The following is a 7,184-nucleotide window of genomic DNA, read 5'->3' as shown; positions in this document are numbered from 1 at the left end:
TTTTTATATATCAACCGAATTTGACAAAGAGCCCTAACTTCTTGGATATCAAGGGGTTAGAGTTTTTTTGGTTGAGAATCTTTTTAAGAATAGTATTTATTAAAATGGACATATGCAGACTGTTTTAAAAAGCTCATGACATTGTTTTTTTGGATATTATAGTTATAAAGAAATACTATTATAATATATGCAATATAAGTATAAGTTTTCTTTGATAGCAGTGGTGATAACCATGTTTAATGAATTACATTCAATGAATCAACCAAACAAAAATGATGAAGCTAATACTACTACACCAAATAACAATAACGGTGTTTTGGTTTCTGGGTCAGATCATAGTACAAACATAGAAATTCTCTATTTACAACAGAACTCTGCCAATACAGCATATTTAAAACAATCAATGGAATAACTAGAAAAAGGTAAAGTGGTACAAGTATGGATCGATAAGTAATTACATCTGAAGATTATAAGAACTGGCTAGTTCAAGATAAAAAAGTAGGGAAGAAAATCATTGTTTTGATTAAGAGCATTGAAAGAGATGGCATGTTAGAAGGAATTGTTAAAAGGACAATTCACTGGTTGGTAGAGTAGACGAATTACACAAGAATATAGATTAGTATATCAAGTGACTAATGAATCTATATTAGTTGCTTCTTGTAAATATCATTATGAATGAAATATATTAATGTTGAAGTAACAGTAGAAAATCTTTGTTAAAGTGCGCCGTACTAAAATTGTCTAATTAATTTTTTATCTAAAACATTTTTATGTTATTAGGGTTATATCTTTTTATATGACTTTCTTTTATTGCAGCTTGTAATTAGTTCACATTTTTGAATTCTTTTTATTAAAAACCATTCAAGCACTTGAAATACAAGAAGCTTGAATGGTTTTATCTTTGTATGATTTGAGGTAGATTATACAGATAACATTTATACAATGCTATTCAATATAATCTTCAGGATTATATTCAACTCCATATTTTTCAGCATCGTTTTTTCTAATTTGTTCTTTTTCCGACTCAGTTGCATTATTCCAGTCTATTTGATCCTGAATCCAATTACTTGGTTTACTTTCTGTTTCATGATTATTATTTTGATTTTGCAAAAATTCATTCATTTCTTCAGTAGCCCCCATATCACCATTAGGTATTCCGGTATATCCATGTTGTTTAGCTACTTCTGCATTGGCACGCATTTGCTCTTCATATGTTGGTTCTTGTGTGTTGCTTTGATAGTGCTCTTGATTTGAATCTACTTTTTGTTGGTTTTGTTCATTAACATTTTGTTGTGTGAAAGAATTTTCAATATTTGCTTGATCGTTTACAGAATCTTCATTAACTTGTTCTGTAGATTCACTATTTTCTTGTTTTTCTTGATTATTATTTTGTTCATTTTTCTTCTTCTGTGTTTTTTCCTTATTTTTATTCTCTTTTTCATGTGTTTTAGTTTCGTTTTTCGCAGTTTCTTTTTTACTTTCATCACTATTACTACAAGCAGTTAATAGTAATAGGGAACTAAATAACGGTATAAGTAACTTTTTCATGATTGGTTCATCCTTTTCTATGTATTTAGTTGTTTAATACCCTTTTAAGTTAAAAGGAATCAACTAAATCAATTTTAATGTGAACTATTATTTGTTATCATTATAAAATTTCTTGTGTCGAAAATAACGCTTAGTGTATAATGCATTTGAATACAACACATGTGAATAAAAGTAGGAGTATTCATGCCTATTTAAGTTGAATGATTCAAAAAGGAGAGTTCATGCCTGTTTAAAGTTGAAGATTTCTAAAGAGGAGAGTTCATGCCTACTTAAGTTGAATTTTTAAAAGTAGTAGCCAATTGATGCATAATCATTTGGCTTTTTTATTTTTGTGAAGAGTCCTTTTCCCTTTGTAACTGGTCAATAGTACAAATAAATAAGCATTTACTAAAAATAACCACTTTCATAAATTGTTGATGAAAGTGGTTATATCTCATTGAACCATTTATTTTAATTTTAATGTGAAAGCATTAATCGCAACGATAATTGTACTTAAAGACATGAGTATTGCTCCGACAGCAGGTGAGAGTATTATACCCATAAATGCTAGTACACCAGCTGCAAGAGGGACTGCAATGATGTTATATCCAGCACCCCACCATAAGTTTTGAACCATTTTCCGCATTGTATTTTTTGATAGGGTAAGGAAGTTAATAATATCAGAAGGATTACTTTTGACAAGTATGACATCACCTGATTCAACAGCTACGTCTGTACCTGCACCAATTGCCATTCCGATGTCTGCTCTGACTAAACTTGGCGCATCATTAATGCCATCGCCGACCATCATTACTTTGCTGCCTTTTTTCTGATAATCTTTTATGATTCTTTCTTTATCTTCAGGCATTAATTGCGCATGAACATCTTTAATTCCCAATTCTTTGGCCACTGCTTGTGCTACTTCATGATTATCTCCTGTAAGCATAACTGGTGTGATGTTTTTCGCTATTAAATCTGAGACCATTTGTTTTGAACTTTCTTTGATTTGATCTCCTAGGGCGATAATGCCAATCACTTGTTGTTCATAAATTAAATAACTAATAGAGTTACCTTGCTGAGCAAGTTCTTTAAATTGTTTTTTATTATACTTCAAATCCTTATTATCTAAATATGAGGCATTTACAATTTTAATTTCTTTACCATCAACACTACCTTCTAATCCTACACCTGAAATATTATTAACATCTTCAGGATATGAATAAGAAATGTTTTCTTCTTTTGCATATTCGACAATTCCAACAGCGAGCGGATGTTCAGAGCTGCTTTCTAATGAAGCAAACAAACTTAATATTTCTTTATGACTAAATTCGTCAGTAAAACTTTCATAATGGTTAACTGAAAAATTTCCTTCAGTTAATGTACCTGTTTTATCCATCATAATATAATCGATGTGTTGTGCGATTTCTACAGATTCTCTATTTTTTATAATTAATCCATTATGTGCACCTATAGAAGTAGAACGTGCTGTAACTAAAGGTATAGCTAAACCTAAAGCATGCGGACAAGCAATGACCAATACAGTTACTAAGCGTTCAAGCGCAAAATCAATATCATTTTGTATCAGCATCCAAACAATAAACGCAATTAATCCACTAATTACTGCAAAATAAAATAAGTACCCTGCGACTTTATCAGAAAGAAGTTCTGCATCTGATTTATCATTTTGTGCTTGGCTTACTAACCCCATAACTTGAGATAAATAGCCATCTTCTCCAGTTGCAGTTACTTTAACTTGAATTGTACCAGAACCATTCATTGAACCACCGATAACTTTATCGTTCTTGTTTTTTAGAACTTTTTTAGATTCTCCAGTAACTAATGATTCATCAATCGATGTTTTACCTTCAACAATTATTCCGTCTGTTGGAATACTTTCACCAGCTTTGATTTCTACAATATCACCATTATGAATATCCGAGATTTTAAGTTTTTGACGTTGACCATCCTCAGTTACCTTAACTGCAGTATTGGGGAGTAGTTCGGCCATTTTTTTAAGGGCACTACTAGCACTGCCTACTGCGTTCATCTCAATCCAGTGGCCTAATAACATAATTATAATTAAAGTTGCTAACTCCCAGAAGAAATCCATTGTATGCGACGATGAATCACTAAAGTTATTCATGTAAAATGCATATAAACTATAGAAATAAGCTACTGAAATACCAAGTGCTACTAAAGTCATCATGCCTGGTTTTTTAGAAGTGATTTCATCCTTAGCGCCTGATAAGAAGGGCTTACCCCCATAAAAGAATAAAATGGTCGATAGAATTAAAACAATCCAGTCTGATCCAGAAAAAGTAACTTGAAATGGTAATTGAATACCCATCATAGGCGATAAAATAATAATCGGTATCGTGAAAATTAAAGAAATAAAGAATTTACGCTTAAAATTCCCATGATGATGCATGTGATGATTGTGACCGTTATCAGTCGTATGCTCATGGTGTTTATGTTGTCCATTTTTATGTGTATGTTCATGACTCGACAAAATAATACCTCCTAAATATATTGATATAGTAAATACAACTTTAGTATAACATATACGGTATAGGGGTATGGAGTATATGCAATTATGTTTCTTTTCGTTAAGCAATCATCCACTCAGAATTACGTTTCAATCAATAGCAATTATGTTCATCCAAAGAGCGTTTCCTTATTTTGTTATGAGCTATATAGGTCCATATAACGCTAAGTAGTAGATAGTTAAAGAAATAAAAACATCCACTCCGATATGAAGTGGATGCATCTTATGATTAATTTTCTTTTTCTGTTATATTGATCTCTGGATGATTGATCTCATCAACACTTTTTTGGCTGAAACGATAGATTTTTACCATTGCTGGTTTGGATAATGCCAAAAATGATAAAAATGTTGCTAAGAATGAAAAGTGTGTCACGTTTAGTACGAATAACATCGGCACAAAAATTAAGACAAAAAGTGCAATGAATAATATCAATGGCAGTATTTTGATTAATATATTTTTAACTGTACCTTTAGTTAGGCGAGTCAGTATGAACAGGATTATCCCGATTAGAAATAAGGGGATAATGATTGTAGTCAAAGTTGCGACATAAGCTTCAGCATATCTATTCCAATCAAGATGAATAATGTAATACATAGAAGAATCAGTTGGAATATCTAGTCTGAATAAGTTACTACCGTAATTTTTGTATAAATAGTAGACGATAAGTAGTAATAATATAATTGAGCCGCAATATTTCATGATAGTGCGTGGCATTTTATTAGATGATTGGCGCAAAACAATTCCCTCATTTCAAGCAATTTCTATTATTATCTTATAACTCTATATTGAATACAATAGAAATACAGAAATAGATACGACTTTTATACGAGGTGCATGATGAATACGCGTGGTACAATAGTGGTAAGAGTAATATAAGAAAAACTTTAACATTATTTCGAAATAAGGTGATAGACATGAAACGCTCAGATAGAAATCAACCTGATTATGACCGCTATAATCGAGACCCGCGTGACTCAAGAGATGGACACGATTCAAGATATCGTGATACACGTGAAGAAGAGTACCGCAGACGTTCTGATGAAGATGGTCGTTATTATAATGAACGTGATTACAGACGTGAACGTATGTTGGAAGATGAGAATCGTAAAAATAGTAAATGGAAAAAAGGTTTGGCCGAGATTGTAGTTATCTTATTGATTGTTGTAGCAATATTTATAGTTAGAAATATGATGCAGCCAAAAGATAGCACAGAAACCGCAAATCAAAATGCGCAAACACAACAAACACAACCTAATAGCTCACAAACTCAAAAACCAGTGACAAATAACTATAAAGAAATCATTCGTGAGAAAGAAACAGCCATTAAAGAAAAAATTGAAAGTGCTAAAAACAACATTCAAAATGGTCAAAATAGCCAGAATGCGATTGAATCTGCACAAAATGAAGTTAACCAATTAAAAGATAAAGCTTCAAATGCGACAGATCAAAATGTCACTGACCAATATCAAAATGCGGTTGATAAATTAAAACAAGCAAACCAAGCGCAACAAAATGGTGAAAATCAATCTAAAGTAGACAGTTTATTAAATGATATCGATAGTAAACTACAAACGATTAAAGATAAACTAAGTCAACTGTTCAATTAAATATGAAAGAAATGAGAGGGTGCAACGCGCATCCTCTTTTTTCAATTCGAAAATTAAGGGAAACTACTTGAATTTTGTTATGATAGATAGGTAGAGATTATGGGAGGAAGATAGTATGGATTTTTGGTTAAAACAAAGCGCAGTGCGTGTTCCTGAAAATATCGCATTAGACGATGGAGCAACAAAACTTACATACACGAGCGTGTATCAATCAGCAAAACAATATGCATATGTATTTAAACAACTGAATCAAAAGAGAATTGCATTTTATATAGATAATCGTATAGATGCGGCTTTAATGATTTATGGTGCATGGTTAGCTGGTATAGAAGCAGTCATGATTAATACACGACTTACATACAAAGAAATTAAAGTGCAACTTAAATCTGTACACACAGATATAATCATTGCCACATTACCTTTAGAATTAGATGATTTTACCATTATAAATTGGAGTGAAGTTGAACAACGTCGCTCAACACAAACTTATGAGACTGAACTGGATTTAAACCGTATCGCTTCGATTATGTTTACTTCAGGAACGACAGGTCCGCAAAAGGCAGTACCCCAAACTTTTAATAACCATTTAGCAAGTGCGAATGGATGCAGAGAAAGCTTAGGTTTTGATAGTAATACGAAATGGTTATCTGTCTTGCCGATTTATCACATTTCAGGTTTAAGTGTGTTACTGCGCAGTATCATTGAAGGTTTTACAGTCAGATTAATGCAGAAATTTGAAACAAAAACGGTATTAAAAGCGATTCAAAGTGAACAGATTACCCACATTTCACTCGTGCCGCAAACTTTATGTTGGATGATGGACGCAGGTTTAACACAACCTTATCAACTTCAAAAAATACTGCTTGGCGGTGCGAAATTATCTGATGATTTAATTCATAACGCCTTGAAAGCAGATTTACCGATTTATAATTCATTTGGTATGACAGAAACGTGTTCACAATTTTTAACCGCTTCTCCATCCATGCTTAAACAAAATCCTAACACAGTAGGGAAACCGAGCCCTAACGTGCAAGTTAAGATTATCAATCCAAACCATGAAGGACATGGAGAACTCTTATTAAAAGGTGACAACGTTATGGAAGGTTATCTATATCCTGAAAATCTGACAGATGTATTTGAAGATGGCTACTTTAAAACAGGTGATATCGCAAGTGTAGATATGGATGGCTTTGTGATGGTTTATGACCGCAGAAAAGATTTGATTATCAGCGGTGGAGAAAACATTTATCCTTATGAAATCGAAACAGTTGCGAAACGTTTTGACGGTATTACAGATGCAATGTGTTATGCCAAAAATGATAATACTTGGGGACAAGTGCCGGCATTATATTATACGAGTGAAAAAGATATAAATCATGACGCATTAGATACCTTTTTAAAAGAGGAATTAGCGAAATATAAAGTGCCGAAATACTATCAACAAGTGACAACATTGCCTTATACATCTACAGGTAAATTAAAACGTGGAAAGATAGAGGAATAA

The 7,184-nt window shown here is 32.3% G+C and carries 8 protein-coding genes; 5 read left to right on the top strand and 3 right to left on the bottom strand.

What is annotated here, in order from left to right; all coding sequences use genetic code 11:
- The first annotated feature begins 232 nt into the window (after window positions 1–232).
- Genes HMPREF2937_RS03940 through HMPREF2937_RS14230 form a run of 3 tightly spaced genes read left to right on the top strand, consistent with a single transcriptional unit; the run spans window position 233 to window position 679 of the window.
- The gene (locus HMPREF2937_RS03940) at window positions 233–412 is read left to right on the top strand and encodes a hypothetical protein (RefSeq protein ID WP_070626275.1); all 180 of its coding nucleotides are present in this window, start codon (window positions 233–235) and stop codon (window positions 410–412) included.
- 41 nt (window positions 413–453) lie between these two features.
- A complete protein-coding gene (locus tag HMPREF2937_RS14235; protein ID WP_372514647.1) occupies window positions 454–594 on the top strand; it encodes a type II toxin-antitoxin system YoeB family toxin in 141 nt (46 codons plus the stop codon).
- Window positions 595–628: 34 nt separating this feature from the next.
- Window positions 629–679, top strand: coding sequence for a hypothetical protein (locus tag HMPREF2937_RS14230; RefSeq protein ID WP_371099750.1), 51 nt, complete (start codon window positions 629–631; stop codon window positions 677–679).
- 266 nt (window positions 680–945) lie between these two features.
- Here HMPREF2937_RS14230 and HMPREF2937_RS03935 read toward each other — a convergent pair whose 3' ends face one another.
- The 3 genes from HMPREF2937_RS03935 to HMPREF2937_RS03925 all read right to left on the bottom strand — a co-directional run bounded on the left by HMPREF2937_RS03935 (window position 946) and on the right by HMPREF2937_RS03925 (window position 4,808).
- The gene (locus HMPREF2937_RS03935; protein WP_070864077.1) at window positions 946–1,548 is read right to left on the bottom strand and encodes a hypothetical protein; all 603 of its coding nucleotides are present in this window, start codon (window positions 1,546–1,548) and stop codon (window positions 946–948) included.
- Window positions 1,549–1,993: 445 nt separating this feature from the next.
- Window positions 1,994–4,036: a heavy metal translocating P-type ATPase gene (locus HMPREF2937_RS03930; protein WP_070864076.1), complete on the bottom strand. Its 2,043-nt coding sequence runs from the start codon at window positions 4,034–4,036 to the stop codon at window positions 1,994–1,996.
- 265 nt (window positions 4,037–4,301) lie between these two features.
- Window positions 4,302–4,808, bottom strand: coding sequence for a hypothetical protein (locus tag HMPREF2937_RS03925; protein ID WP_070864075.1), 507 nt, complete (start codon window positions 4,806–4,808; stop codon window positions 4,302–4,304).
- 179 nt (window positions 4,809–4,987) lie between these two features.
- On the opposite strand from HMPREF2937_RS03925, the gene HMPREF2937_RS03920 reads away from it, so the two are divergent.
- Together HMPREF2937_RS03920 and menE are read left to right on the top strand one after the other, a co-directional pair.
- Entirely contained in the window at window positions 4,988–5,680 is a 693-nt protein-coding gene (locus HMPREF2937_RS03920; protein WP_070864074.1) for a hypothetical protein, read from the top strand.
- Window positions 5,681–5,795: 115 nt separating this feature from the next.
- Window positions 5,796–7,184, top strand: a complete 1,389-nt coding sequence (gene menE, locus HMPREF2937_RS03915) for an o-succinylbenzoate--CoA ligase (protein WP_070864073.1) — start codon at window positions 5,796–5,798, stop codon at window positions 7,182–7,184.

It is taken from the genome of Staphylococcus sp. HMSC061G12, from assembly GCF_001838465.1.
Taxonomy (GTDB): Bacteria; Bacillota; Bacilli; order Staphylococcales; family Staphylococcaceae; genus Staphylococcus; species Staphylococcus simulans.
Note: the sequence above shows the minus strand (reverse complement) of the source record. Positions and strands in the feature narration are given on the sequence as shown.